General features: G+C 66.8%; 29 protein-coding genes. 21 read left to right on the top strand and 8 right to left on the bottom strand.

What is annotated here, in order from left to right; all coding sequences use genetic code 11:
- Positions 1 to 91 precede the first annotated feature (91 nt).
- Positions 92 to 778 carry a hypothetical protein gene (locus tag AUL28_RS13915; protein ID WP_062233639.1) on the top strand — a complete coding sequence of 229 codons (687 nt, stop codon included), beginning with the start codon at positions 92 to 94 and terminating at the stop codon, positions 776 to 778.
- Here the strand turns inward: AUL28_RS13915 and AUL28_RS13910 are convergent.
- Positions 744 to 1,013 (bottom strand): hypothetical protein, encoded by a 270-nt coding sequence (locus AUL28_RS13910; RefSeq protein ID WP_062233636.1) that lies wholly within the window; start codon positions 1,011 to 1,013, stop codon positions 744 to 746. The two genes, AUL28_RS13915 and AUL28_RS13910, sit on opposite strands and share 35 nt — an antisense overlap.
- A 189-nt stretch (positions 1,014 to 1,202) precedes the next feature.
- Here AUL28_RS13910 and AUL28_RS13905 point away from each other — a divergent pair, with 189 nt between their 5' ends.
- From AUL28_RS13905 to AUL28_RS13895, 3 genes are all read left to right on the top strand, one after another.
- The gene (locus AUL28_RS13905; protein ID WP_156420012.1) at positions 1,203 to 1,460 is read left to right on the top strand and encodes a hypothetical protein; all 258 of its coding nucleotides are present in this window, start codon (positions 1,203 to 1,205) and stop codon (positions 1,458 to 1,460) included.
- Positions 1,461 to 1,659: 199 nt separating this feature from the next.
- Positions 1,660 to 2,004 (top strand): hypothetical protein, encoded by a 345-nt coding sequence (locus tag AUL28_RS13900; protein ID WP_062233623.1) that lies wholly within the window; start codon positions 1,660 to 1,662, stop codon positions 2,002 to 2,004.
- Positions 2,001 to 2,453: a hypothetical protein gene (locus AUL28_RS13895; RefSeq protein ID WP_062233621.1), complete on the top strand. Its 453-nt coding sequence runs from the start codon at positions 2,001 to 2,003 to the stop codon at positions 2,451 to 2,453. The genes AUL28_RS13900 and AUL28_RS13895 overlap by 4 nt, the downstream gene beginning before the upstream one ends.
- A gap of 65 nt (positions 2,454 to 2,518) precedes the next feature.
- On the opposite strand, the gene AUL28_RS13890 is transcribed toward AUL28_RS13895, so the two are convergent.
- Together AUL28_RS13890 and AUL28_RS13885 are read right to left on the bottom strand one after the other, a co-directional pair.
- Positions 2,519 to 2,989 (bottom strand): hypothetical protein, encoded by a 471-nt coding sequence (locus AUL28_RS13890; RefSeq protein WP_192843464.1) that lies wholly within the window; start codon positions 2,987 to 2,989, stop codon positions 2,519 to 2,521.
- Complete coding sequence (locus tag AUL28_RS13885; RefSeq protein WP_192843463.1) at positions 2,973 to 5,171, bottom strand: hypothetical protein; 2,199 nt, start codon at positions 5,169 to 5,171, stop codon at positions 2,973 to 2,975. The genes AUL28_RS13890 and AUL28_RS13885 overlap by 17 nt, the downstream gene beginning before the upstream one ends.
- A 696-nt stretch (positions 5,172 to 5,867) precedes the next feature.
- Here AUL28_RS13885 and AUL28_RS22710 point away from each other — a divergent pair.
- From AUL28_RS22710 to AUL28_RS13850, 6 genes are all read left to right on the top strand, one after another.
- Entirely contained in the window at positions 5,868 to 6,341 is a 474-nt protein-coding gene (locus AUL28_RS22710) for a hypothetical protein (protein ID WP_062233615.1), read from the top strand.
- A gap of 1,212 nt (positions 6,342 to 7,553) precedes the next feature.
- A complete protein-coding gene (locus AUL28_RS13870; protein ID WP_062233611.1) occupies positions 7,554 to 7,826 on the top strand; it encodes a hypothetical protein in 273 nt (90 codons plus the stop codon).
- Positions 7,827 to 7,913: 87 nt separating this feature from the next.
- A complete protein-coding gene (locus AUL28_RS13865; protein WP_062233609.1) occupies positions 7,914 to 9,686 on the top strand; it encodes an AIPR family protein in 1,773 nt (590 codons plus the stop codon).
- A gap of 4 nt (positions 9,687 to 9,690) precedes the next feature.
- Positions 9,691 to 10,908, top strand: coding sequence for a DUF3800 domain-containing protein (locus AUL28_RS13860; protein ID WP_062233608.1), 1,218 nt, complete (start codon positions 9,691 to 9,693; stop codon positions 10,906 to 10,908).
- 302 nt (positions 10,909 to 11,210) lie between these two features.
- Positions 11,211 to 11,642, top strand: a complete 432-nt coding sequence (locus AUL28_RS22140) for a peptidoglycan-binding domain-containing protein (RefSeq protein ID WP_192843462.1) — start codon at positions 11,211 to 11,213, stop codon at positions 11,640 to 11,642.
- Positions 11,639 to 11,950 (top strand): hypothetical protein, encoded by a 312-nt coding sequence (locus AUL28_RS13850; protein ID WP_062233606.1) that lies wholly within the window; start codon positions 11,639 to 11,641, stop codon positions 11,948 to 11,950. The genes AUL28_RS22140 and AUL28_RS13850 overlap by 4 nt, the downstream gene beginning before the upstream one ends.
- Here the strand turns inward: AUL28_RS13850 and AUL28_RS22705 are convergent.
- The gene (locus AUL28_RS22705) at positions 11,947 to 12,360 is read right to left on the bottom strand and encodes a hypothetical protein (protein ID WP_156420009.1); all 414 of its coding nucleotides are present in this window, start codon (positions 12,358 to 12,360) and stop codon (positions 11,947 to 11,949) included. The genes AUL28_RS13850 and AUL28_RS22705 overlap by 4 nt on opposite strands.
- Before the next feature lie 64 nt (positions 12,361 to 12,424).
- Between AUL28_RS22705 and AUL28_RS13845 the strand changes: the two genes are divergently transcribed.
- The 11 genes from AUL28_RS13845 (at position 12,425) to AUL28_RS13795 (ending at position 20,387) form a co-directional block, all read left to right on the top strand.
- The gene (locus AUL28_RS13845) at positions 12,425 to 12,811 is read left to right on the top strand and encodes a Rap1a/Tai family immunity protein (protein ID WP_062233604.1); all 387 of its coding nucleotides are present in this window, start codon (positions 12,425 to 12,427) and stop codon (positions 12,809 to 12,811) included.
- 135 nt (positions 12,812 to 12,946) lie between these two features.
- The gene (locus AUL28_RS13840) at positions 12,947 to 13,387 is read left to right on the top strand and encodes a LexA family protein (protein ID WP_062233602.1); all 441 of its coding nucleotides are present in this window, start codon (positions 12,947 to 12,949) and stop codon (positions 13,385 to 13,387) included.
- Positions 13,345 to 14,646, top strand: coding sequence for a Y-family DNA polymerase (locus tag AUL28_RS13835; protein ID WP_082640460.1), 1,302 nt, complete (start codon positions 13,345 to 13,347; stop codon positions 14,644 to 14,646). The genes AUL28_RS13840 and AUL28_RS13835 overlap by 43 nt, the downstream gene beginning before the upstream one ends.
- Positions 14,647 to 14,949: 303 nt before the next feature.
- Entirely contained in the window at positions 14,950 to 15,279 is a 330-nt protein-coding gene (locus tag AUL28_RS13830) for a hypothetical protein (RefSeq protein ID WP_062233600.1), read from the top strand.
- A 90-nt stretch (positions 15,280 to 15,369) separates the two neighbouring features.
- Positions 15,370 to 15,813, top strand: coding sequence for a hypothetical protein (locus AUL28_RS13825; protein ID WP_062233598.1), 444 nt, complete (start codon positions 15,370 to 15,372; stop codon positions 15,811 to 15,813).
- Positions 15,814 to 15,864: 51 nt separating this feature from the next.
- Positions 15,865 to 16,656, top strand: a complete 792-nt coding sequence (locus AUL28_RS13820) for a hypothetical protein (protein WP_062233597.1) — start codon at positions 15,865 to 15,867, stop codon at positions 16,654 to 16,656.
- On the top strand, positions 16,653 to 17,048 hold the full coding sequence (locus AUL28_RS13815) for a hypothetical protein (protein WP_062233596.1): 396 nt from the start codon (positions 16,653 to 16,655) through the stop codon (positions 17,046 to 17,048). The genes AUL28_RS13820 and AUL28_RS13815 overlap by 4 nt, the downstream gene beginning before the upstream one ends.
- Positions 17,045 to 17,227 carry a hypothetical protein gene (locus AUL28_RS13810; protein WP_062233595.1) on the top strand — a complete coding sequence of 61 codons (183 nt, stop codon included), beginning with the start codon at positions 17,045 to 17,047 and terminating at the stop codon, positions 17,225 to 17,227. Before AUL28_RS13815 ends, AUL28_RS13810 begins: the two co-directional genes overlap by 4 nt.
- 157 nt (positions 17,228 to 17,384) lie before the next feature.
- Positions 17,385 to 18,293 (top strand): tyrosine-type recombinase/integrase, encoded by a 909-nt coding sequence (locus AUL28_RS13805; RefSeq protein ID WP_062233594.1) that lies wholly within the window; start codon positions 17,385 to 17,387, stop codon positions 18,291 to 18,293.
- 4 nt (positions 18,294 to 18,297) lie between these two features.
- Positions 18,298 to 19,503 (top strand): IS91 family transposase, encoded by a 1,206-nt coding sequence (locus AUL28_RS13800; RefSeq protein ID WP_062233593.1) that lies wholly within the window; start codon positions 18,298 to 18,300, stop codon positions 19,501 to 19,503.
- Positions 19,504 to 19,910: 407 nt separating this feature from the next.
- Positions 19,911 to 20,387, top strand: coding sequence for a VOC family protein (locus tag AUL28_RS13795; protein ID WP_244493526.1), 477 nt, complete (start codon positions 19,911 to 19,913; stop codon positions 20,385 to 20,387).
- A gap of 322 nt (positions 20,388 to 20,709) precedes the next feature.
- On the opposite strand, the gene AUL28_RS13790 is transcribed toward AUL28_RS13795, so the two are convergent.
- The 4 genes from AUL28_RS13790 to AUL28_RS23700 form a co-directional block, all read right to left on the bottom strand.
- The gene (locus tag AUL28_RS13790) at positions 20,710 to 21,477 is read right to left on the bottom strand and encodes a substrate-binding domain-containing protein (RefSeq protein ID WP_062233592.1); all 768 of its coding nucleotides are present in this window, start codon (positions 21,475 to 21,477) and stop codon (positions 20,710 to 20,712) included.
- A gap of 72 nt (positions 21,478 to 21,549) precedes the next feature.
- Positions 21,550 to 22,848, bottom strand: coding sequence for a L,D-transpeptidase family protein (locus tag AUL28_RS22135; RefSeq protein WP_244493525.1), 1,299 nt, complete (start codon positions 22,846 to 22,848; stop codon positions 21,550 to 21,552).
- On the bottom strand, positions 22,845 to 23,024 hold the full coding sequence (locus AUL28_RS23175) for a hypothetical protein (RefSeq protein ID WP_202814889.1): 180 nt from the start codon (positions 23,022 to 23,024) through the stop codon (positions 22,845 to 22,847). Before AUL28_RS23175 ends, AUL28_RS22135 begins: the two co-directional genes overlap by 4 nt.
- On the bottom strand, positions 23,024 to 23,290 hold the full coding sequence (locus tag AUL28_RS23700; RefSeq protein ID WP_374701420.1) for a thioredoxin domain-containing protein: 267 nt from the start codon (positions 23,288 to 23,290) through the stop codon (positions 23,024 to 23,026). The genes AUL28_RS23175 and AUL28_RS23700 overlap by 1 nt, the downstream gene beginning before the upstream one ends.
- Between the last annotated feature and the right edge of the window lie 34 nt (positions 23,291 to 23,324).

Raw genomic sequence — 23,324 nt, 5'->3', positions numbered from 1 at the left:
ATGGACCGAAGGATCGGCGGCGCGGATACCTGAAATCTTTCTTACGCTGCGCCTACGTTCGGATCACGCACGCGAAGGAAAGGAAGTCCCGATGTCGATCAGGTCCATCATCCGCAGCGCTCTGGCCGGCATCGCCCGCCTGGTGCTCGTTCCCGTCGCGGTCGTGATCAATGGTGTCCGAACCGTCATCGCCACGCTGATGCCGGCACGGAACACCGGCTCCTTGGACGTCGCGGAGGAGGTTGTCGGCGAGGATTTCCCGGACGAGCAGCTGGCGGAAATGGCAGCGGCCCGCGAGGCCCGGAAGGCGGCGGCGCAGGTCCGGCGTTCCGAGCCCGATCGCGTCAGGCTGGCGGCACGGGAGCTGATGGAAGGGCGCACCGTCTCGCGGGCGCTCTTCGATCCGGACGTCGCCGAGGAGAAGGAGGTGCTCGAGTGGCTACAGTCGCTGGGCGACCTGCACCTCGGCATGCTCGTCAACGCGAGGGATTCGGAAATCGAGGACCATCTGCGGGGCGACGGCTACCGCGGGATCCCGATGCTGCCGGCCGACGAGCGACGCGCCGAGGAGGATCGCGAGGCGAAGAGGCTGCCGACCGAGATCGAATGGGTTCAGATCCTCATCGACAAGAGGACGCGGAACGGGGATTCGCCCGACGGCGATCAGATGGACGACCTGCTGCGGGAAGCCCGCGACCTGGTCCGCACCCGTGCCCGGATCGGCGACGACCTGCCGAGGAGGGTCAGCGCGGAGCGGAGCTACGACGAGGCCGCGTAGCCGCAGCCTGCGCGGCCTCCAGCTCCTCGATGCGGGCACGGGCCCACGCGAGCTCGGCGGCCAGCGCCTTGCTGATTCCGCGCTCGCGGCGCAGGTGACGAGCGAGGAGGTCGATGGCCTGAGGCGCACTGCGATCGATGGCACGTTCGGCCTGAGCCGCATTGAAGGCGGCCATGGCCAGCGATTGGATGCCGCCCTCGAGACCACGGCAGAAACCGGTCGGATTGTACGTCATCGGAAGTCCCTCCGTCGGGACGCTGGGACGGCACGGGCCGAGGGCGTCTCACGGAAGGAATAGGAGCACACAATGGTTGAGAAAACGATAACGAAAGCGCGTCGCGAACGCGATCTCGCTGCGATCCGGGCGGCGAAATACCGGGAGCGCCGGGCGAATCGTCCGGACGTTCGGGCTGTGGACAAGTCCATGTGCGAAGCGATCTCGATCTACGCCCGCACGCTGCCGCCGGAGCAGGCGACCGCCTTCCTCGCGACGATGGTCGACCTGGCGGCGGCCGGTCTCGAGTTCCGCGGATACGGTCCGAATTCGTCCCGGAAGCGGGCGGCTCTCCGGCTCGCGGGATGGGTCTCGCCGACGCCTACGTCCGGCTCCGTCCGTGCCGCCGTGGACCGGAAGGCGATCCGCGAGGATATGGCGAAGCGTGACGGCATCACGGTGCAGTAGCCCCCACACCTGCGTTACTTCCTCATACGGCGTCACGCATTCGACCTTTCCGCGTAACGCGAACATCAGAGCCGCCGTGGCACCCTCCGCGGCGGCTTTCTCATGACGTGTGGCATCACCCATTTTCGCTGAAATCTTTCTTGGAGACGTCGCACCTTCGCGCCCATGGACCGCACCCCGCGGGACCGGAGTGACCGACATGACCGACGCCCAGACCCTCGCCGAAGCCGCCCGCCAGCGCGCCCTCCGCGCCATCGCCCTCCACGTCCTCGGCGCCGACAACGTGCCGGCGAGTTACGACGACACGCACGCAGCCCTTGGGCAGGTCCTCAGCTTCGACGAAGACATGTGGATGTGCGAGCTGCTCGACCTCGTCGAGGCGACGGCGGCGGCCGAGGAGGATCCGGACGCCTGGTCCGATACGACGCTGCCAAGGCTGACGCAGGCCGAGATCGACGCGCAGACGGACGGGCTCGTCGCGAAGGCGCTGCGGGATCGCGACGCGCCGGCGGCGGCTTCGAGCGCGAGGGGGATGCGCCGGTGATCGATTCCGAGGACTTCGACGCCATGGAGACCGTCGAGCAGACGCCGGAACGCCGGGATAAGAGCGGCTTCGCGCTCATGCTGGACGCGTGCGGACTGAGCGACACTGCCGAGGCCATGAGGTATCTCGGGCAGTCCCGCTCCGCGATCGAGAAGAAGAGGGCCGGTTCATTGGCGGCGACGTTCGAAGACGGACGGGCTCTGTCCCGGCTCTGGCACGACGTGCGGATCGGGAAGGTGGACCGAGACAAGTGGCCTGGGCCGTGGGCCATGTCGGCGGCCATGCTCGTCCTGTCGGGGAAGCGGGCGCCCGAGATGGCGCGCCGCGGCCGGCCGCCGGTGGTGCCGGAAGGCGTCGACATGGCGCCGAAGGATTACCAGCGGAAGATGGCGGAAGCGGCGATGTGGGACTTGATCGCGAAAGGCGGACGCGACGACGACGAGGACTGACGTCGTCCGGATCCTCGACTGAACGCGGAGAAGCCGCCGGATCGTCTCCGGCGGCTTCTCCGCGTTCAGTCGAGGTACTGCCGTTCCTCGTCGCCGACGTATCCCGGCGCGATCTCCACCGGCAGCGCTCCGAGATCGTCGACGTCGAGCCCCGCATAGGGATCCAGCCATCCGGCGCCGTTGCGTACCTCCTCGGGATCGTCCTTCGAGGGATCGACGTCTATGCGCTTCAGCTGCACGACGCGGACCTGACCCTCGCCGTGCCGGAAGGACAAGGCGCGGCGCAGGTCGAGCACCGTCGGCTCGACGATGCCGAAGTCTCGCCAGGCCTGAATGAACACCGTCGGCTCGACCGGATCGCGGAGCTGCACGCCGTCGATCCAGACGCGGAAGCGCCGGGTCGTCGCCGAGAGCGGCCTGTCGTCTCCGTCCATGGGCTGCTGCTCGACGAATCCTTCCGGCACGGGCGCCGGTGCGGGTTCGCTGCCGGGCTTGCCGTCGAACCGTCGTACAGTCCTGTTAGTAGTCGCGGGCATTCCTCGCCTCCTCCATCAGATCTCGGACCCACAGGGCTCGCCAATTCATCCCGGCGTAGATGTGGCCGAGATACGCGTTCAGCTCGTCGGCCGTGCCGATCGGCGCCGTCCACTTGTCGTCGCGGACCGCGTCCCGGCGGAGGACCGCCAGATCGACCGGCTCCGCCATCCGCTCGCCCTCGAACTCCAGGAACAACTTCCCGTCGAAGGCATCGAGCTCGACGCCTCCGGACGCGACCGTCACGGCCTGCCGGCGGTCGCGGAAATACTCGCTGCGCTCCTGCCGGTCCTCGGCCTCGACCATCTCGCGGAGCCACTCGTCCTCCCGGCGCTCCTTCCTCTGCTTCCAGAGGGCGAGCTTCGCGAGTTCGCGGTTGCGCAGATCGACGCGGCGGGCGACGGGAGGCTCGCCCGAGGTGCCGTTCTCCTCGTGGTGGTAGCGGGCCGTGCGGTCCTCGGCGGCCCAGCCGACGACGCCCTCCGACTGCAGGACGTCGAGCATATCCGGATCCGAAAGGTCGGGCGCTTCGAGCTCCTCGACGACAAAGCGGAACGCGGTCGCGGGAGCGCCTTCCTCGCGCAGCACCCGGAGCAGCTCCTGCCGGCGGGCCCGACGCGTCGCCGCGGCGTCGGTCAGGAGGCCGAAGACCGGATGGTCGAGGTGCAGGGCTTCGTCGAGGGCGAGACGCCAGGCCTCGGCCATGCGCATCGCGGTGGACCGGTCGATCTTCAGGCGGTTGACGAGCTTCAGCCAGACGATGGCCGGGACGTGGTACGCCTCGCGGTCGAACGGGGCGAGCAGCTTGAGGTCCTCCGGATCGATCGGGACGGTCCGGCCGAGCGCGTCCTTCCACGTGCGGGCGGCGCGCATGCGGGCGACGTCGAGAGGGGCGTGGACGAAGAAGCGGACCTTGGACTTGTCGAGCGTCTTCCGATCGGCGTCGACGTCGAGCCAGCGCATCGTCAGACGGCCGCCCATGCGGTCGAAGTCGGCGGCGACCTTCTTCAGGAAGCCCCGGTCCATCTCTGAGAACAGTCCGCCCCCGGTCGGACGCCAGCCGGCCAGCTCTGCGAGCTCGCGGGTGGGGATCTCGACGACCTTTCCGTCGAGTAGGCTGTTCCGGATCGCGGGGTCGTACGTCTCGGCGACGAGCCTGCGGTAGATCGGGGCGCTGTAGGGCGAGCGGAACGACGCCATCTGCCTGATGTCCACGAGGGCGTACGGAGCTCGGGCGTGGTCGACGAGCCGGAACGCGTTCAGCCAATGCCGCATCCACCGAGCGAGCTCGAACCAGACGACGCCATCGACGATGGACCAGCGGACGACCGGGACGAACCGGCGCTCGCGGTGGACGGGAGCGCCCCACCAGTCGAACTCGCGTTCCGGCGTCCCCCGGTGGAACAGGACGAAGTCCGGCGCCGGCGTCGGCGGGTGGTCGTGCGGAACCGGACGGGGAGCCGCTCCCCGGACCGGCAGCATCGGCATGCGCGTCGGCAGCGTCGCGGCGCGGGACGGCTTCGGCGCCTCGGGCGGGATCTGGCCGTGCCGGGCCTTGGGGGCGAGGATCGGGCCGAACTCCGCGTCCTCCGGCCGGGGATCGGCTTCGGCCTCCTCCGGCGTCGGGACGCCCATGCGCAGGCGGCGCAGCGTCATGCGGAAGCGGGGCTGCCGGAGACCGGGCAGGACGCATTCCTTCGAAGCGAGACGGCCGAGCGAGACGCGGAGCCAGTCCTCGTCGTGACCGCCTTCGAACGGCGCGAGGACGGCGGCGACGGGGACGGATGCGATCTGGGTCTCGAGAGCGAGGTGGCCCGTACGCGCCCCGGCGATCAGCATTTCGAGGACGACGTGATCGGCGGCGGCGAGGACCCTGGACTGCTTCCCGTCCGGAGCCGGCGCGGGATCGCAGCGGAAGGACAGGAGGAAGTCGACCGGGCGCGGAGCCTCGAGACGGTCGGGCAGGACGCCGGCGGCGAGGGCCGAGACGGAGAAGCGGTCGGGCGACGCGAAGTGCCGGCCGGCCTCGTCCTGCTCGCGGCGGGTCCTCCAGGTCAGGCGGGTCTGGGGAGCCTGCCACGAGCGCTCGCGGCGAGCCTCCTCCCGTGCGGCCTTCTCTTCCGGCGAGAGGACGGGTCGACCGCGGCGGCGGCTCGGGGAGGCTTCGGGCGACGGTTCGGACATGCGGGTGCCGTGGAGCATGAGGAATGGCGTATTTGGATTTACACGGTTTGGTTTCACACGGTAGGAATTATGTACGCCAGTGCATTAAACAACATCGATATCGGTATGAGAAAGAATAAATACGATGGTCCGACGCGGAGCGGCGTCCGGCGGAGGAGGAACGTCGGGCTTCACACGGCGACATGCGGCTTGGACTGGATCCCGGGGGTTCCGTTGTGCGAAGTAGCGTCCTGAAAATCAGGAGCGGGACGGTCGGAAACGGTTCCCCGAATTCACACGGCTGGATGCCGTTCGTGCAGGGCGTTCGGTCGCCGCGCAATTGTAATATCTAAGAATCTAGAATCCCTGTGATTCCTTGAGATCCGCCGGTGGAAGGAGTCGGTTCCTCCTGCGGACCCGCGGACGGGTTCCAGGAGACCGGGACAGGACGGTGTCCGGATCGACCCTCCCGGGCGGGAAGAAAGGAACGGAAGAAGGGGCGGAGCCCCATTCCGACAGAGCGTAGCCCGCCACCGACCCTCCTGAAGATTTCTGCGTGTTACAAATACAGGATGCCTCCGATCCCGTGTGCGCTGCCACCCGCCGTGTGAACCCGGAAACGACGCAGGTTCAGATAGGGCCGTTAACCGCCCCGAACCGCGGAGGATTGCCCCTTGCCGCCCGAATCGGCAGCCTATGCGGACGAGGAGACCCTGCATGTCTGACCATACCGACGCGCCCGATCCTACCGCCGCCGGATTTCGCCTGAGCCTCATCGGGCCGCGGGGATCCGGCAAGGCCTGGCGAGCGCCGCTCTCTCCCGTCTGGCACGTGGCGTTCGAGCCGAAGGGCGATGCGCCGGTCGAGAAGCGCCGCCTGCGCCACGCAGGACACGTCGAGGACTGGCTCTGCGTCCGCGTCGCCGCCGCCGGCGAGACCGTCGAGCTGCTCTACGACGGTCCGTGCGATCCGTCGGCGAGCGAGGACGCGAACCGCGAGACGTTCATCGTCGGGGCGCCGAGGCCGCTGGTCTTCGCCGCGGCGAGGAAACCGGACGACATGTCGCCCTGGGCAATGGCCGTCCGTGCCGACGCCGCCGAGACGGAAGGGCTGCGCGTCGCGAAGCTGGCACAGTCCGAGGCCCGTCAGAGGCGCGAGCAGGACCGCGTGCGCCGGCAGGGAGGACGCTGACATGGCCCGCAGACCGATCGTCGAAATCGACCGCCGCTCGCTGCGCCGCTTCGAGCGGAACATGACCGCCCTCGGGAACGTCGTCGTGCCTAGGGCATCGAGGGAAGGCGCCAGGGACGCTGGACACCGCGCCCAAGTCCTGCTCCAGGGCGTGTTCCGCCGCGACATCGACGGCGGGCCCGCGCCCGCGACCCGAGTCCGCCCGGGATCGCCGTCGTCTTCCGTCCTCGTCGACGAGACCGAACTGAAGGGCGGCAAGGGCGACGTCGGCGTCAGCCTGCGCGTGTCGCGGAAGGCCGCACGATGGCTCCAGTTCCAGCTCGGAGACCGCCGCAGACGCCGTCCGGGCGAGGTAGGCGCGGCAGACAAGGCGAACTTCGTGCCGCAGGCGAAGGCGTTGAAGCGGTTGATGAAGACCCGCATGCCTCATGGCAACATGCCGATGGGTATCCTGCGCCGCCTGGTCTCGCTGACCGGCAGCACGTCGTCGAGCGACCAGGGCGTCTTCTACGGCGTCCCGAACGGATCACGCCGCCCGAAGGGTTTCTACCGCAGGAACGGCCGGCGGTCGGCGCCGCAGTTCCTCGTCGCCGCTGCGAGGCAGTCGAAGTACGAGGGCAACCCGAGGCTCCAGAAGGGCTGGAACGTCAGCGTGGAGAGGGCCGGCGGCCGCATGTCGCCCGAGATCGCCTTGCGGATCATGAGGGAGGTGCGCCGGATGGGCCGGTCGCCGGTCTTAGGGCGTGCAGGAGGGCTAAAGGGGCGCGGACGCGGAACGGGAGGGGTCGGACGCGAACGTGGCCTGTACGGGCTTCTACGCCGGTCTTGGACGATGCTCCGACCCTCCATGGGTCCGTTCGGACCCGCCCAGCGTCCCTCCTATCGCCGTTTCGCGCCCCTCCGTCACATTTTCGGACTCCCCGCCCGTTCGCCGTCCTGCGCGCCTCTGCTGCCGTCCTGCGCCCCATCCTGCGACGCCGCGTCCGTCCGATCCGTCTGCGTCGCGAAGTTTCCCGATTCCGCCCCTCGATGCTCGCCGCCGCCCCGACCGCGTTCAGCCGACGACCCTCCAGACGCCCGCAGACGCCTTTTCAGCCCACGTTCGCGCCCGATCTAAGTTCGACTGCCTCCCGACCCCCGTTCCGCCTATCAGCGAGCCTTCACGGAGGCGTTCCTGAGTCCCGCACGCCGCCGCCCAGCGTAAAGGTCACTGTGTCGGCAGCGGCCGTCGCCGGGCGCAAGCTCTGGGGTGTCGCGTCGAAGCTCGACATTCACGGGTCCGTCATGTTCCGGAGCACGAACAAGTACGGGCCGCGCCAGCTCGTCGAGTTCTGGGACGTCGGCCTGACGGGCGACGGCGAGGTCGCACTCGGTTCGAACTCCATCGACCAGGGGACGGTGTGGGTGATGGGAAAGGTGTATGCGGACGCGACGAGGAAGACGGCGTTCGCCTACGGACGGGCGACCGACATCCCGGGCGCGTGAGGCGAGCCATATAGTTTAAATCTCAGGTTGAATGATCATCTTTCTCCCGCTATCTGAATCTTTCGATTTCGAACGTTCGAGGATGGCATGACGGGCGCAGATACGACCTCATCGTGGAACACGGCGTATCGGCAGCGAGAAGATCTTTCCGCTTTCGGAAGCGCTGGCCTGGCGCTATTCGCAATGGCTTTGAAGTTCGGCTACGACGATCTCGAAACGATTGGCGCGGACGCGGTCGTCGACGGCCCGGACGACAAGGGCTGCGACGTTGTCTACATCGACAGAGACCTTAGCATCGCGATCGTAGCACAGGCCTACCGTGCCGAGTCCCCCAGGGCGTCGGCGCAGGATAACAAGGCGGCGACGCTGCGTCAGGGCCTGTCGTACCTTCTCGAAGTCGCCATCGATAAGGTACCGGAGCGTCTGAAGGCTAGTGCGATTGCTCTGCGAACAGCGATCAGCGAGGGCGACGTCGATCAGATCCATATTTGGTTCGTGCACAACTGTCCCGCGTCACCCAACGTCGCGAAAGAGGTGAGCGCCGTCGAGGAGACGGCTTCCTCCGTCCTCAAGTCCCGGTTCAAGGATCGGTCCGTCTCCATCTACGCGGAGGAGATTTCGTCTCCTGTCTTGGAGAAGCTCTACACCGACACCAACACGCCCATTTTGGTGAACGATCCGATCGAGTTCGAGACCGCTCCCGGACTCGCCTTTGATGAAGGCGATTGGCATTGCCTGGTCGTACCACTGCAGCTCCGTCTGCTCCAAGACCTCTACACCCGGCACAAGACAAATCTCTTCTCCGCCAACGTCCGGGACTTTCTCGGCGTGAAGGCTGGTGACTCGAACATCAACTATCAGATGCAGAAGTCGCTTCGGGAAAAGCCCACCAACTTCTTTGTCTACAACAACGGTCTGACCGTTCTCACGCATAAGATCGAGCAGGAAAGCATCGAAGGTAACCGGGTCAGGGTCAGGGTCCACGGTCTCTCCATAGTCAACGGCGCGCAAACGACGGGAACGATCGGAACATCGAACGAGCGACCACCGGAGTCAGCCTATGTGCTGGCTCGGTTCATATCGACCCAGGCCGAGGAGCTCGTTGCCGACGTCGTCCGCTACAACAACAGTCAGAACGCCGTCACGGCTTCCGATTTCCGAAGCACAGATCCGACGCAACGACGCCTCGTCGATGAGATGAAGGTAATTCCCGACGCGGAATACGATGGTGGTCGGCGCGGTGGCGTATCGGCCGCTATCAAACGTCGCCCGAAGTTGTTGCCCTCCTACTCGGTCGGTCAGGCGCTCGCGACCTTCCATGGTTCGCCAACGGTCGCGTACAATGAGAAATCCGCGATCTGGTCCAGGGACGGTCTCTACAGCCGCTTCTTCAACGACTCGTTGACCGCCACGCATATCGTGTTCGCCTACGGACTATTGAGGGCTATCGAAAGCGAGAAGAACGATCTTCGGACTAAGGAGTCTGCCGGCGTAGTGCAGCTCACATCTGCTGAGAAGGCGAAGCTCGCATTCTATCGGAAGCGTGGTTCGGCGTTCCTGCTGGCCGCAGCTGTCGCGGAGTGTCTGGAGACGATCATCGAGACGGTCGTGCCGAACCGCTTCGCCGTCTCGTTCGGAAACAAGGTGTCGCCGGACGAGGCCGTGCGGATATGGTCGCCGACGGTCCAGGTGCTGTCGTCGCTTCATACCTACCTCGACCCGGCCTTCAGTGACGGTCTGAAGAACCAGGAGCGGGTAGCCGATACGACAAGGGCGTTCTCGCAACTCGTAGCTAGCCTTCGAGTGCCCTACGCGACGTTTTTCGATACGGTGAAGAACGCCGTGGTTAGGGTTCATTGAGGGAATGGGTGAATCGAAGAAACGTCCGATCCACGCGTACGTCGATGAGACCGGGAACACGGGCGCCAACATCTTCGACGAGGCGCAGCCGGACTACTTCACCGCCGCACTCGTCCTTCGAGGTGATTTCGACGCCGTCCATGGGAAGGCGCTTCGGGCGATCGCCGCGAAGATCGGCGCGGAGGGGATCCACGCGAACGAGTTGGGTGTTGGTCGCATTGAGCAGATCGCGCCGGACCTGATCCGACTTCTGATCGACGCGAATGCGCACTTCTTCCTCTCTAGAGTGGAGAAGCAATACCTCCTCGCCACGAAGCTGTTCGATTCGCTGTTCGACTCCGGCGAGAACGCCGCCGTGCCGTGGCATTGCTACAACGTGCGGTTCCTGCGTCTGGCCCTGACATACAAGGTCTCGCGGATGATCGACGTCGAGACTGCGCGCCTATTCTGGGATTGTCTGTGCGAGCCCCGGCCGCAGAGGGTCCAGGCCATGATCCCGGAGATCTGCACTGGTCTCCTCCAGCACATCGACCGCGTCGTGGATGCCCGGTCGCGGGAAATCATCACCGAGGCGTTGGAATGGGCCCGCGACCACCCGGAGGCCATCCAGATGCACGTGTCATCGAAGTCGACCCGGCAGGGACACTTCCCGAACGTCGTCGCCTTCGGCAACCTGCTCGAAGGTCTCGATGGCTATTCGAAACGCTGGAAGAAGCGTGTCGCCCGCATCACGCACGATCGTCAGAACCAGTTCGAGAAGACGTTGGCGGTCTGGCACGAAATGTTCTCGAACGCATCCGACGAACCCTTGGACTGGGCTGGGGAAACGTGGGTGTTCCAGAAGGTCGTCGGGAGCACGTTCGAGGTAAAGGCCGACGACGACAGCCCTGGCATCCAGATCGCCGACACGATCCTCTGGCTCTACAAGCAGGTGCGGAACGGCAGGGATCTTCCCAGGGGCTGCTCCGCCTTGATCGCCTTCGCGATCAGCCGCGCCTGGCACAACGACTTCTCCTTCGAAGGCGTGGAGCGGCAGTTCGTGGCGAACAACCGCGAACTCATGTTCGGCGAGATGACACCCGAGCAGATCGAGGAGTCCCGCGGGATGATTTCGACCCTCGAGCAGCATCGTCGCGACTCGCTGGCTCAGTACGCGAGGGATGGGATCGTTCCCTTCATGCGCTCCAATCCGCCGATGCGCGATGTAACGCCGACCGAGTGAGCATCGCGCCTCCAAACGGGCGCACCTCCTGAAGCAGGCTCCCGGGATCGATACTGATTCGGGGATTCTTTCGCATGTCCAAGTCCATTGCCCGAGGCCTCGACGCCCTCGTCGCCTCCGCCGTCCACGCCGACAAGACCGTCGCCATCTCAGGCGGCGAGGTTGACGTGAGGCTCCGGCCGATGGTGCATCCTACGTGCGCAAGGCGGGAGCGTGGGCGGCATCGTCCGACCTGCCCCAGGCGCCGAAGGACGGTGCCCTCTACGCCCGGAAGGACGGCGCGTGGACGCTCCCCCGACGGTATGCTTCGCCTCGGCGCGAAGGGCGCCTGTGTACGCGAGCTGCGGGCGCTGCTCGTCCGCGCCGGAGAGCCGGTGAAGGTGGACGGTGACTTCGGACAGACGACGCGGGACGCGGTGCGTGCCCTCCAGAAGCGACTCGGCCTCGCCGTGGATGGCGTCGCCGGCCCCGAGACCATGGCCGCGTTCACGACGTTCCGGACGTCCCCCGACGAGAAGCTCGGAGCCCGCATGCATGACAACATCAACGAGATGCGTCGCGAACTCCGGCATCAGGAGCACGAAATCCATTATCTGCGCATGGTCTCGGACGCCTATCTCCGCCATATCGCGGCATTGGAGAGTCTGATGCGCACTGCCGGCATCCAGATCCCGGCGCTCGTCCTTCCGATCCAGGCGCCGCCGCCGGCGCTTGGCGGGCCCGGTCCGGCATGACCGATCGCAGCCCTGTCACCGAACATGCCTCGCTCCGCTGGCTCGAGCGCGTCCGGCACGTCGATTTCTCTCGCTGCACCGCCCATTTCGGGCAGCACGACCTCGTCCAGCACGGCTGCCGGGAGCTCGGTTTGACACCGGCGGAAGCACGGGAGGAGATCGCTCCGGAGCGGGTCAGGGACTTCATCGAGAGGGGCGCGACGGCGATCCGATATCCGTCGTGGACGCTCGTCGTTGACGGCGGGAGCATAGTGACGGTGCTGCCGCATGGGATGAGGCGGTATTGGGGCAGTATAGGGAGGTGCTAAGTCAGATCTTCGATGGCTTTGATCGCCGCCGCTACATTTGGATGGGCTTCTGCGGTTTCTTTATCATCGATCATCAATCGGACAGCTAGAAGCGTCATAAGGCCAAGCTGCACTGATGCGACACCTGGAATACGGAAACCTAGCGCAGCAGTCTCCAATTCCGAGCGGTGCGCGAATAGCTTCGACTTCTCATCTTCGGAAGTCTTGCAAATCGATCCGATTACCTCGAGCCGTTTCTCGACCCCTCGTCGACCAGCTTTCCTCAGCCTTCTACCATAGCCGTAGATCCGTGATATCCGACGTTCGCGTTCGTTTTTCCAGAAGGTTCGCGTCGTTACGTAGAGCTCATATGCGAACAGAATCTTGCGAAACGTGACGCGTGGAACGTCGTATGTTGGAAGATCGGGCAAGGGCTCTCCTCAGGCGTTGAACAGCTTTTGCGCAGTAGATTACTCGTTACGGATGCGACGACCAATGCGATCAGGTTTCATAATCACCGGCCTTCTCGTTTTTGGATATGTCGCGTCGCTTCATGCGGAAGTGACGAATTCGGACAGGGACCGGTGGGCGGCGCAGCAGAAGGGGCGCACTTCCGCACGCGAGCTTATCGACGAATGTGCCCGCGAGAACGATGCATGCTGGGGTTATCTCGTTGCTATCATTGACGGGTGGTCGATGAAGTTGGACCCGGCTTTGCGCTGTGCGCCGTCTGAAATGCCCGTGCGGGACGCCTGGAGGATCGTTATGAAAGAGGCCGGCAGCGTTCCCGAAGCCCTGGACCAGAACGCCTTCGACTTCGTCGAGTACGCCATTGCGAAGGCGTACCGGTGCGAGCCGGGTTGGAAGCCGGTCGAAAAATAGCCGCCAGACCCCCTGTGTTGTCCCCGGATTCCACACCCATCGTCGCGACCGCGACAGGTATCTATTCCTACAAAAGCCGTTCACTATATGTTCCTTCGCTGGCCCTTCTGATTCGAATGCCCGCGGATCCAGCGCATGCTCCAGTTCTCCACCCCTGAGCCAATACCGATCACGATGCTTCCGCCGGGCTTCAAGCTACGCGTCGTGTCGCCTGCCGCGTGCGGGTTTCCGTCGCCGGCGCAAGATTGGGAAGATGAGGCACTAAACCTCGTGGAGATCCTCCGCCTCGACAGCGCGTCGGCGTTCGTCTTCCGGCTGGCCGGCTCGTCCATGATCGAGGCCGGCCTGTTCGACGGCGACCTGGTGATCATCGACAAGGGCAGCCGCCCTCGCAACGGCAGCATCGTGATCGCGATCGTCGAAGGTGGCTTCGTCTGCCGCCAGTTCGTCGTGAAGCACGGCGTCCCGCACCTCGAAGCCCGCAACGCCCAGATGCGCTATCCGGTCTGCGTCGCCGACGAGCTGGTGGAAATATGGGGCTGCGTCCGCGCTTCGGTCCGGGATCTGAAACCGTGAGCTGGGGCCTCGTCGACGTCGAGAACTTCTACGTCTCGTCCGAGCGCGTCTTCGATCCCAAGCTGAAGGGTGTCCCGGTCCTGGTCCTGTCGAACGGCGACCACTGCGCGATCGCCAGGTCCGGCGAGGCCAAGGCGTTCGGGGTCAAAATGGGCGCGCCCGTCTTCAAGATGCGCGACCTGATCGAGCGTCACGGCTTCGCGCTACGGTCCTCGAATTATGAGCTCTACGCCGACATGAACCGCCGCTTCAACGCCGTCCTCGCCGAGCACAGCCCGGAGATCGAGGTCTACTCGATCGACGAGAGCTGGTTCCGGCTACCCGTCCTCGCTGACGGCCTCGGCGACGTCGCGACCGCACGCCGGATCCGCGACGACATCAAGCGGTACACGGGCCTGCCGACGCGCATCGGGCTCGGCCCGACGCGGACGCTCTCGAAATTCGCGAACGGTCTCTCCAAGGCAGGCGAGAAGATCTTCGGCGGCGTCATTGATCTTCATGACGAAGAGCTGCGTCGGCGGCTGTTCATGCAGTGGCCGGTCGACGAGGTGTGGGTGATCGGCCGCGCCCTGACGGAGCGCCTGCGCCCGCTCGGCATCCGGACGGCGGCGGACCTCGCCGCGATGGACCCGCACCAAGCCCGAGACGTCGGGACGGTCGTCCTCGAGCGCCTGGTGCGCGAACTGAACGGGGTCGGATGCGATGACCTCGTCGTCGAGCCGGAGAAGCGCAAGGCTGTCGCCGTCACGCGCATGTTCGGCGAGCGGGTGACGGATATCGATTCCCTGCGCGAGGCGATGGCACGCCGAGCGGCGAGGGCGGCCGAGAAGCTGCGCGAGGAAGGATCGGTCGCGGCCCGTCTGATCGGCTTCGCCCACGGCGACGGCCACAAGGCGAACGCTCCGAGTGCGCAGCGGACCTGCCGCCTGTCGCCGCCGACGAATGATTCCAGGGTCATCGTAAAATGGGCGAGCCGAATGGTCGATAGCATGTGGCAGCAGGGCGGCGTCTACACGAAGTGCGGCGTCATGCTCGAAGACCTGTCCGACGCCGGCCGGGAGCAGACCGACATGTTCGCGCCGATCGATACGCGGGGCGGCGACCTGATGGCTGCGATGGACGGGGTGAACCAGCGGTTCGGGCGCGACACGCTGGCGCTCGGGGCGGCGGGCGTCGGGGCGCGGACGCACGACACGAAGCGAGCCATGAAGTCGCCTGCGTGGACGACGCGGTTGGCGGAGGTTCCGGTGGCGCGATGATGGAGGCGACCATGAACGAGCGCAGGCAGTCCGCGGTGGACGAGATCGACGTGGCGGTCGCGGAAGCGATCCAGGCGTGCGGCGATCGCGGGACTGATCAGGGCGCAGTGGCAGATGGATCGGGAGCGTGAGGCGACGGTGTCGGCGGGGTACGTACGGCGGCGGCGGTGACTACGTTCCAGTATCCATCCCAAGGATACTTAAGTTCCAGTTCCATCCGGTAGCCATGGGATTGACTCTCGGCAGGCCCGAGGGCATTTCCTTGGTGCCGGACTCCGATCCGGAAGGATTTGGAGACGGACAATGCCGCAGCCGACGATGACCCCGCAGGATTTCCGCCGGATTCAGGAAGAGCTCGGCCTCGACGACGCGCAGATGGCGGAGATGCTGGGCTTCGAAAGCGCCCAGAACATGAAGCGCCTCAAGGCCGACGTCGACAAGCCGCATCACCGCAAGATCATGCCTTACACGGCTAGGCTCCTGCAGGCGTACCTCGACGGCTACCGTCCCGCCGATTGGCCCGCCGGCGCGTCCCCAGCCCAGCCTGCCGCCCGGTCGGCTGAAGACGTAGCGGCGCTTGCCCGGCGGCTCGACGAGATCGAGGAGTTTCTCAAGGCTACCCGAAATCGTTAACCAACAGTAGCCATAGGATTGACAATCGGTCATCCCATGGCTACCTTCACGTTCATCGGGCGCGGCCCGCCAACGTGAAGGAAGACGACGATGAAGAAATTCGAGATCAACGTCCGCGGCGACTACTTCGGCACCTACGAGGGCGCCGACGCCGATGCCGCCGTCGAGGCCTACGCCCGCGGCGCTGGCTTCAAGAGCTACGCCGACCTCTGCGACGTCGTCGGCGAGGAGACCAAGGACTGGCGCGACGTCATCGAAGCCGTCGAGTTCAAGACGATCCGGCACATCATTGTCACCATCCGCCCCGAGGACGAGGACGCCCCGGTCCCGAACGGCGACGGCATCGTCGCTCAGGGCGACATCGAGGTCGCCGACCCCGAGGCGCTGAAGGTCCTCGCGCAGGAGACCTTCTACGCGGCCGAGACGGACGTGAAGTCCGGCAAGTACGGCGCTGGGTCATTCCGCCTGATGGTCATCGACTACACGGACGACGAGCAGGGCTGCGACCTGCACGACGAGCTCGTCAGGTCCTGATGCCCCGGGAGGGGCTCAGGCTCCTCCCGCCTTCCCGTAGGAGATCCCACCATGCTCTACCCCGGCGACAAGCGCATCGCGCACAGCCCTCTCGTCATCCGCCTCGACCCGAGCCGCCCGAAATTCTCGTTCTTCGTCCAGTTCTATTCCGCCGACGAAGCGACGGACGACCCCCGTCGCGCCGCCTTCCGCTACGACCTTCCGAGCCGCCGCTGGTACGGGTCCGAGAACGCCGTCGCAGACATGTGCGCGAGCGTCCGCTCGCTCTACGAAGGCAGCATGCACCCCGTTCCGTTCGCGCCGGAGTTCACGGTCGAGGCCTGGGACGAGTTCCAGACGCGATTCCCGGGCGTGGACCCGGACTACCGCGAGGCATTCGCCGGGGCGACGACCGTCGTCGGGCGAACGGAGGCCGAGTGCCTCGCGGAGGTGGAGGCCTGGGGCGAGTACGACCGCGCCGAGCGGGAGCGGATCGATCGCATCTGGGCCGAGCGCGCCGCCGCCAAGGCCGCCGAGAAGGCCGCCGCCGCCTCGGAGAGGCAGCGCAAGATCGACGAGGAGAACGCCGGCACGATGGCGCATCTCGTCGGCGCCGCCGTCGAGGAGATCGACGCCGCGTACGAAGCGATGAAGCTGCTCGCCGCCGCGGACATGGACCACGCCACGTACCTGAACGGCCGCGGATTCGGTCACGCGCACACCAAGATCGGACACCGGCTGTCGAAGCTGGCAGTCCGCCGCCGTCAGCCGCTCGACGATGCGTTCGCTCTGAAGCTGGCCAGGCTTCATCGCGGCCAGCTCCCGGAAGAAATGGCCGCACGGATCGGGAGCGCACGCGCATGACCCGCACCGATCTCGCCCGCGTCCTGACCATCCTCCTCGCCGCCGAACCCACGGTCTGGCGCCGCCGCGTCGTCCAGGGCGACGTCGCCGAGCTCGGCGACTGGATCCGCCGGAAGGGCCGCACGCCCGAGTTCCGCTGGAACGGCGACAAGCTCGAGAACGCCTTGGCCATGAGGGCGGACGCTTACGCCGTCCACCTCGCGCACGCTGACGGCATCGCGTCGCCGGAGAGCCCGATGATCGCCGCCAAGTCCGACGTCGCCCGCGGTCCCAAGCCCGTCCGGCCGCCGAAGATGGATGCCGTCGAGCGCGCACGGCTCGAAGCGCAGGTCCGCGAGCGGTTCGCGGCGGAGGACGCGGACCAGATGCGCTGGCCGGAGGGGTCCGCATGAGACGGACGCTGACAAAGCTCGACCGGTACGTCGTCAAGCTCGAGTGTCGCGTCCGGGATCTCGAGCGCGAAAACGAATGGCTCCGCTCGATGTCGTCGAGCGGATTCGCCCGCGGCGCGATCAAGGCGCCGCCCCGCATCGATTGGACGCCCGCAGAGGAAGAGGAGGACCTCCTTTGATCCAAGCGGTTCGCAGAAGGGTGGTTGAACGAACCCGCTTCCGCGGGAAGGGCGGCGGCTTCGTCGTTGGGGGAATGATACGAGCGCGCTGCGCTGATTGAGCGTCGCCCGGTGCGGGCGGACGATGCTGGTTCCTTCACCCGGACGGAGCCTCCCGATGACGACCTCCCTTATCCCCGCAGCGGCGGTCAGCCCGCTGCGCCAGCGCCTGATCGCCGACATGACGATGCGCCGCTTCTCGGCCGAGACGCAGCGCAACTATCTGCGCGACGTCGGACGCCTTGCCTCCTTCTTGGGACGTTCGCCCGACACGGCCAGCGGGGAGGACCTGCGTCGCTTCCAGATCGCACTCCAAGAGGCCGGTCTCTGCGTGCCGACGATGAATGCGGTCGTCTCGGCGTTGCGCTTCTTCTTCGTCCAGACGATCGATCGGCCCGACCTCGCCCGCAGGCTGGTGCGGCTGCGCTATCCCCGCAGCCTACCCGATGTTCTCAGCCCCGACGAGGTGCGCCGCCTGCTCGGCGCCACCGTCTGCCTGAAGCACCTGGCGGCGCTCTCGGTCGCCTACGGGGCGGGGCTGCGCGTCGCCGAGGTGGCGAGCCTGAAGGTCGGCGACGTCGACTCCACGCGGATGCTCCTGCGCGTCGAGCGAGGCAAGGGCGGGCGCGACCGCAACGCCATGCTCTCCGCCGACCTCCTCGCCCTCCTGCGCGAATGGTGGGTTGAGGGCCACCGGCAGGGCGTCCTGCACCGTGAGGGTTGGCTGTTCCCCGGGCAGAGCTGGGATCGACCGATCTCCACACGGCAACTTCACCGCATCGTCGTTGAGGCGGCGCGGGCGGCCGCCATCCCCAAGCGGGTCGGGCCACATACGCTGCGCCATTCCTTCGCGACGCACCTTCTCGAGGACGGCGTCGACATCCGCGTCATCCAGGTCCTGCTCGGCCACGCCAAGCTCGACACCACCGCGCTCTATGCCAAGGTCGCCGTGCGCACGGTGCGGGCCGTGGTCAGCCCGCTCGACCGGCTCGCCCTGGTTCCCCGCAAGGAGGCTTCGCCCGGCTGAGCCGATGGGCGCCTCCATCGAGGTCGCCGACATCCTGCGCATCGCCGGACCTGCGTTCCGGGCGACTCGCGCCGGGCACATAAGCCTGGCGGAGCTGAAGGTCATGTCGGCGATCGAGGCCTGCCGCACCGCAGCGCTTGGCGGTCATGTCGAGGGATGCGACGACTGCGGCCATCTGCGCGTCGCCTACAACTCCTGCCGCAACCGGCACTGTCCGCGATGCCAGGGCGCGGCGGCCCGCGACTGGCTGGCCGAGCGACAGGCCGACCTCCTGCCGGTCGGATATTTCCACGTCGTCTTCACGCTGCCCGCCGAGATCGGTAGCGTCGCGTTCCAGAACAAGCGGGCCGTCTACGACCTCCTGTTCCAGGCAGCGTCGCGAACCATGACGACGATCGCCGCCGATCCGAAGCATCTGGGTGCCCGGATCGGCCTGACCGCCGTGCTCCACACCTGGGGCTCGGCGATGACCCACCATCCCCACATCCACATGATCGTGCCCGGCGGCGGCCTGTCGCCGGACGGGGCGCGCTGGATCGCCTCACGTCCCGCCTTCCTCCTGCCCGTGCGCGTGCTCGGCGCCCTGTTCCGCCGCCTCTTCCTCGAAGGGCTCGTCGCCCTCCACAAGACGGCCAAGCTCGCCTTCCACGGCGCGCTCGCCCACCTCGCCGATCCACGCGCCTTCACCCGCCATCTCGCCCCGGCGCGCCGCAAGCGCTGGGTCGTCTACGCCAAGCCGCCCTTCACGGGGCCGGAGGCCGTTCTGGCCTACCTGTCGCGCTACACCCACCGCGTCGCCATCTCGTCGCGGCGCATCACCGCCTTCGACGGCCGCACCGTCACCTTCCGCGTCAAGGACTACCGCCAGGACGGCGCCGCCCGCTACCGCACCCTGACGCTGGAGGCGGACGAGTTCATTCGCCGTTTCCTCCTCCACGTCCTGCCGCGCGGCTTCCATCGCATCCGACACTACGGGTTCCTCACCGGGCCGGATCGGAAAGCCGGGCTTGAGCGCATCCGCTTGATGCTCGGCACGCCGCCCGCGCCTCAACCCGCCACCACGGCAGCGGACAAGCCCGAGCCGCCCGACATCCGCCCGCCTTGCCCGTGCTGCGGCGGAGCGATGCGCGTCGTCGGCCTCTTCCTGCGATGGCATCAGCCGCGAGGACCGCCGCCACGCCCGCCATCGAACCGGGAGCGATCGCCATGACCCCGAATGGCATGACATCCGCATCCGCCGAGAGCAGCACGCTCCCGGGGAGGTTCGCGTACGGCCATCGTGTCGGCACGAGCTGCCGCCGGCCCGTGGTCGCAGGATCAAAGGCCCGGTCGTCGGTGCCGGCGGCCGCCCCACGGGTCAACCTCGACCCGCAAGTCGCCCCGCTCCCGGATTGCAGCTCCACGCCCCGGCACGCCTGGCAGCCCAAAATCCCATAGCGCACCGAACGGCATCCCGCGGGTTCGTTCTTCCGCGACTTTCGTACGCCTCGCGGCGCCCGAAACTCTTCAGGTTTCCTGCCGGTCCGCTTCTAAATGTCAAATGCATCCAAGCGGACATAGCCGGGAGACCGGCGACGACCCGTTGCAGACGATTGACCCCTTTGTCGGCAGGAAGTTTTGCATGAACGAACACACGAGCATCCACGTGCGTCGCGCCGATCATGTCGGCTTCGCGGTCGCCTTCCTCGACGAGGCTCTTCGGTTCTGGGTCGATGGGCTCGGCGCAAAGCTTGTACTAACTGGCGAGATGGGTGGCGAGTTCCTTGGTCAGGTGACAGGCGCGCATGGGGCACAGGTTCGCATGGCGATCGTCTCGCTGGCGGATCAGACGATCGAACTTCTGGAATATCGGGGGCTGGATCGGCCAACCGTGCCGGCCAAGCCGTTCAACCGGGCTTTGCTCATCTGGCCCTTGTCGTCGATGACATCGACGCGCTCCTGGTGCGGATCGCCGCCTACGGCTGGAAACCGCAGGGCATTCCGCAGCCGATCGCAAGCGGTGCGCGGGCGGGAACGCGCGTGATCTATGCTGTTGGCCCTGACGGCGCGACGATCGAGTTCATGCAGCCGCCATCCTCTGTCCAAGATCTGTGACGACGCCGGGAGAGAGGTCGCTTGTCGCCCCGATCCGAAGTCGACAGGGCTGCGGCGAACGACCGCTTCAGGGAAGCCTCGACGGCAGTTCGGGCGACTGGGGTGGGTCGTTAGCGGATGGACCACTCCCAGGCGTCCTCCTTCCCATCAACGATCGGCACCATAAGGCGCATTGGAAACAGTCAGCTTCCCGGTCACTCTCGAGAATCGATGCTGTTCCAGATGATTTGAAGCCGACGTTGTTGAGCATTGGCAAGGGGAAATAGCATCTGAAGGGATGACAACGATACCCGCGTCAGCGGCCAACTTCAGACGCGTGCATTTACCGTTTTGCCATGGTCCACCCCCAACGTTCAAAGATGGCGGCTCCCTCGTCGCTCTCGAGGAACGTCATGAACTCGCGGGCCGCCGGCTGGGTCTTCCCCTTCTGCGTCGGGGCGATCCCCGTGTCGCGGTAGATACGGTACTCCGGCTCGACCTCGACGACGTCGGCAAGGTCCGGGCTCTCGCGCTCCCAAATGTTCCAGATAATCCAGGCGTCGAGGGACGCGTCCCCGGTCCAGGCCTTCTTGGCCTCCGCGCTGTTCGGCGCGAAGCCAACGATGTTGCCGCGCAGAGCGCGGACGGAGGCGATGTCGCCGAGGCGCCCGGCCATGTCCTCCCACAGGCCGTTCTGGCCCGCACCGTTGACGACGAGGACGCGATGCCCCGGCTCGAACAGGTCCTTCAGCCCTCGGATGCCCTTCGGGTTGCCGGGCCGCACGAGGATGGCGGACGGGCGGAGGTAGAGCGGGCGGACATCCTCCGAGCGGAGCTTGCCGTCCATCGCGGCGACGAAGTCCGTCATCATCGTCTCGGAGCCGCTGTAGACGAGGTCGGCGTCCATCAGGGCCTTCTCGATCCAGCGCGGCGTCGGACCCGCGGTGACCTCGACCTCGATGCCTCTGGCCTTGCCGAACGCCGCGGCCGCCTCCTTCATGGCCGGCGCCGGGCCGCCCGGACCGTAGACCCGGAGATCGGCCGCGAGCGAAACGGCGGGCGAGAGGATGCAGGCGAGAAGGCCTGCGGCGAGAAGGGAGCGGCTGCGCATCGGGAGGGGAGGTCCTTTCGGCTTGGGTGATCGTGGTTAAGGGAACGCGTCGGTCGCGCCGGCGGATCCCGCCTAGCCGTCCGCCGCGGTGCGGGTCGGCAGGAGACCGTAGATGTCCTGGCGGAAGTTGGCGGTGAGGTCGGTGCCCCCCGCCCAGGCGGTGACGTAGACGAAGTGGACGGGCACGGGTCGGGACAGCGAGACGTTGCGCCGGTCGCCGGACGAGATTGCGGACGCCACGGCGCGCTCGTCCCAGCCGGGCGTCTCGCGCAGGAGCCATGCGACGAAGGCGGGAATGTTCTGGATCCGGACGCACCCCGAGGAGTGGAAGCGGCTTGCGTCGCCGAACAGCCCCGGCTGGGGGGTGTCGTGGAGGTAGACCTGATGGTCGTTGGCGAAGTTGATGCGCACGCGCCCCAAGGCGTTGCGCGAGCCGGGATCTTGCCGAAAGAAGTAGGCCTCCGCCTCCGATCCGGTGAAGTCGAGCGTCGCGGGATCGATCTCGTTCCACGACCCGTCGAAGATCCGCATCCCCATCTCACGCAGGTAGTTCGGGTCCTTGCGGATGATCGGAAGGAGGTCCTTGCGCACGATGCTGCGCGGCACGGTCCAGGTCGGGTTGAAGTTGACCTCGTGGATGGCGCTGGACAGCAGCGGCGTGGAGCGGTCCGCCTTGCCGACCACGGCGGTGTGCCGGAAGGCGACGCGGCCGTCCTCGACGAGCTCGATCCCGGCGGAGGGCACGTTGACCGTGACCTGCCGCGCGTCGCTCACGAGCGCGTCACCGATTCGGGGAACGTTCGCTCTGAGCTGGCCGGCTCGCACACCGGCGGACACGTTCAGCGCCTCCTGCGTCGTGGGCCCGGCTACCCCGTCGACCCCGAGCCCGTGTCGGGCCTGCGCCCGGCGCACCGCCGCGTCGACGTAGCTGTCGAACACGTCGCCGTCCGCCATCTGCTGGGACAGGTCGCCGGTGGCGGCAAGACGCCGGCGGAGGTCGGCGACCTGGGGGTGCCGCGTGCCGAGGCTGAGCCTGGCCGACCACGGCACGGCGGGCCAGCCGCCGCTGGTTGCCATCGCCTCGTAGAGAGCGGCGGCCTCGTGTGTGGCAGCCAGGGTGCGTTGGCTGAGTATCGGGTCGTCGGTGAAGCGCGTCGAGAGCGTCGCGTTGTCCGTGTCGAACCCGTCCTCCCAGGCGCCGAAGGCCGGCGGGACGCATGCGAGCGAGGCGGCGGCGCCCATGGTGCGGCCGAGGAAGGCCCGTCTGCTCATCGTTCGCTTCTTCCCTGTTTCGGCCCCGCGGGCCTCGGAGATGGGCTGGGCGAACCCGGCGGCGTCGAGCGCGCCGCCGTAGACGCGCGTGCCGATCACGAAGGCCGGGGTCCCGAGAGTCCGAAACCGTCCGCCTGCGCCGCGTTGCGGGCAAGGATGCCGTCCACGAATGTCGATCGCCGCCGGTAGGTCGCAGCCATGGCTTCCGAATCGAGTCCGACGTCCCGCAGGGCGGCGTCGACCTCGACGAGCTGGAGCCGCGCCGGCGTCGCCATCAGGGCCTCGAGTCCCCTGGCGTAGTCCGGTGTTCCGGCGGCGCCGAGAACGAGGCGCGACGCCTCCACCGAAACGTCGCCGAAGATCGGCCAATCCTTGAGGACGAGGCGGACCTGTCCGTCCGGACCGCCTCATGCAGGACCGGATGCGCCTTCTTGCAGAACGGGCATTGGTAGTCGAAGTACTCGACGATAGTGACGTCGCCATCGGGGTTGCCGAGGACCGGAATGTCGGGGTCGTCGAACACCTCCGCGGGCGTCGGCATCCGCGTCGCCCCGGCCGACGGGGATGCCCCCGCG

It is taken from the genome of Aureimonas sp. N4 (genome assembly GCF_001463925.1).
Taxonomy (GTDB): Bacteria; Pseudomonadota; Alphaproteobacteria; order Rhizobiales; family Rhizobiaceae; genus Aureimonas; species Aureimonas ureilytica_A.
Note: the sequence above shows the minus strand (reverse complement) of the source record. Positions and strands in the feature narration are given on the sequence as shown.